Origin of the sequence: Caballeronia sp., from assembly GCF_049581465.1 — a bacterium.
Classification (GTDB): Bacteria; Pseudomonadota; Gammaproteobacteria; order Burkholderiales; family Burkholderiaceae; genus Caballeronia.
In genome coordinates this window covers 1-2,192 of record NZ_JBAUSA010000671.1, presented here as the reverse complement: position 1 = coordinate 2,192, position 2,192 = coordinate 1, and the positions used below count along the sequence as shown (strand labels likewise).

The 2,192-nt window shown below is 59.2% G+C and carries 3 protein-coding genes; 2 read left to right on the top strand and 1 reads right to left on the bottom strand.

Translation table 11 applies throughout. The features are described from left to right. Positions 1-293: Ish1 domain-containing protein (locus tag WCA53_RS16545; protein WP_423912557.1), on the top strand; the 293-nt coding region annotated here is incomplete at its 5' end. A gap of 122 nt (positions 294-415) precedes the next feature. Here WCA53_RS16545 and WCA53_RS16540 read toward each other — a convergent pair. Beyond that, positions 416-1,825, bottom strand: a complete 1,410-nt coding sequence (locus tag WCA53_RS16540; protein ID WP_423912554.1) for a PLP-dependent aminotransferase family protein — start codon at positions 1,823-1,825, stop codon at positions 416-418. A gap of 145 nt (positions 1,826-1,970) precedes the next feature. Here WCA53_RS16540 and WCA53_RS16535 point away from each other — a divergent pair. Then, a partial coding sequence (locus tag WCA53_RS16535) for a DUF2917 domain-containing protein (RefSeq protein ID WP_423912551.1) occupies positions 1,971-2,192 on the top strand: 222 nt, incomplete at its 3' end.

The following is a 2,192-nucleotide window of genomic DNA, read 5'->3' as shown; positions in this document are numbered from 1 at the left end:
TACAAGAAGCGGGAAGCGTGGCGATTGGCCTGCATCAGGCCAGGGTGGCTGTGTGGAACGCGCTTAAGGAGAGTGCGATGCGCGAACAGAATGCCACTTTTAGAAGTTGGGGCAGTGAAGCGCTGCGCCATTGGTTAGATCGGCGTGGGGTCCCAGCCGATCACCCGAGCGATGCAAGGTCGGAGCCGTATCAACTCGAGCGCATCGCGACCTGCGCGTGTAGTGGCTATTTTCATGCGGGCGATGCGTTTGACCCCTTTGTGTTCCATGCAGAATTGCCATTAAGGGATTGAGCGCACCGGTTTGATACGGGTGCGCTTGGGTGGTTGCCTTAGGCGCCTCCTGATGCAAATGCGGCAAATGCGTTTGGCCCTCCGAGGCGGCGTGGCCGCGTTCAAGCCTGCCTCACATCTCCTTAGTGTTCGCCGCCGGTTCCCATATGCTCGAAGAACTGAATGGCCTTCGGGTCGCCGGCGCTCGCGGTGTTGATCCGGACCCAGCAAGTCGTCTCGCCATTAGGACGAAAGTGACTTCCCGGTGCGAGCGTGATGTCGAATTGCGCTGCGCGCTTAACAAGGATCGCGGAGTCCTCAATACCCGGTGCACGCGCCCAGACAAAATGGCCGCCTGCAGGTTCGTCGAATACTTCCCAGCCATTCGTTTCAAGATGCTGGACCGCCGTCGATAGCGCGCTGCCAATACGCCGCCGCAGACGCTCTACATATTTTCGGTAGGTGCCGCGCTCAAGCAAGGTTGCCACCACGCTTTCGCTAAAGCGCGACCCGCCTAGGCTTGTCAGCACTTTCACGTCTGCCAGCCGCTTGATCAATTCCCCCTGGGCGGCAAGATAGCCGATGCGCAGCGACGACGACAGCGTCTTCGACAGCCCGCCTATGTAGATCACGTGGTCAAGCTGATCGAGCGATGCCAGGCGCTGGGTAGGCGTCGCCTGGAAGTCCGCGAAGATATCGTCCTCCACGATCATGAAATCGTGTTGCTGTGCTAGCTGCAGCAGTCGGAATGCGACTTGAGGGGCGATGGTCGTCCCGGTCGGATTATGAAAGACGGTGTTGACGAAGAACAGCTTGGGCTTGATCGTCTTCAGCAAATGCTCGGTGAAGTCGGCGTCGGGGCCACTGCCTAACCGCGGTACACCCACGATCCTGACGCCCTGAAGCTTGAGCAAACCGAACAAGTTGAAGTAAGCGGGATCTTCTACAAATACGGTATCGCCGGGCTTGAGCATGTATCGCACGACCAGATCGAGCGCCTGGCTGGCCCCGCTGGTCACTAGGATGTTTTCCACGCCCGCTTCAATGGCGAGCGCTCCCAGGCGCATCTGGATCTGCTGCCTGAGCGTCCCGTCGCCATATGGCATGGCGTAGTCGACCACACTGCTCGGATCCGTGCGCATGACCTGTCGAACCGCTTGCGCGATGCCGTCGATATCCCGCCACTCCTCAGGGACGAAACCGCTGCTCAGCTTCAGTGTCTCGCCCGGGTGAGTGAATTGCTGGAGTATCTGGTTCGACTCCTCTTCCGCGCGTCGCGGATCGGAGCCGCCCGGCATGGAGTCGTCAGCGCCGACGTGACTGGCGACATAAAAGCCCGACCCGTGCTTCGGCACAATGAGTCCCAGCGACGAGAGCCGGTCATACGCTTCGATGACCGGAAAGCGGCTGATCTTCTGTTCGGCCGCCAGCGCCCGGATGGACGGCAACTTCACGCCCGCCAGCAACTGTCTGGACCGAATCAACCGCGTGATGCCGACCACGAGCTGGTCGGTCTTCGGTACGCCATTCTGCGAATCGAGGACGATGTTCATTGTGTGTGTTGCCAAAGTGTCCGGTCAAATTACCTGAACAGTACGGCGCAAGTGTTCGCCACTGTACATTTTCACAATTGAAGTTTACCGAAATAATGCTGTCAAGGGGCGCTTGTGTGAGCGGCTGAAACTTGAGGAGAGGGACATGCGTGAAATCCGGACATTGGAGCTTCAACAGAACGAGCCCACCACATGCTGGCTTATCGACCGGCCTCAAACCCTGCGCGTCTGCGAGGGCCTGCTATGGCTGACGGTCGAAGGCGAGCCCGACGACCGGTGGCTAAGCGCGGGCGAATCGCTAGAGCTATCATCACGGTCGACAGTCTGGATCAGCTCAAGCACACCAAGCAGCCGTTTCGTACTGGCC

Coding starts and splice junctions, on each gene's coding strand:
- WCA53_RS16540 (WP_423912554.1), bottom strand. CDS start 1,825: ATGAACATCGTCCTCGATTCGCAGAATGGCGTACCGAAGACCGACCAG.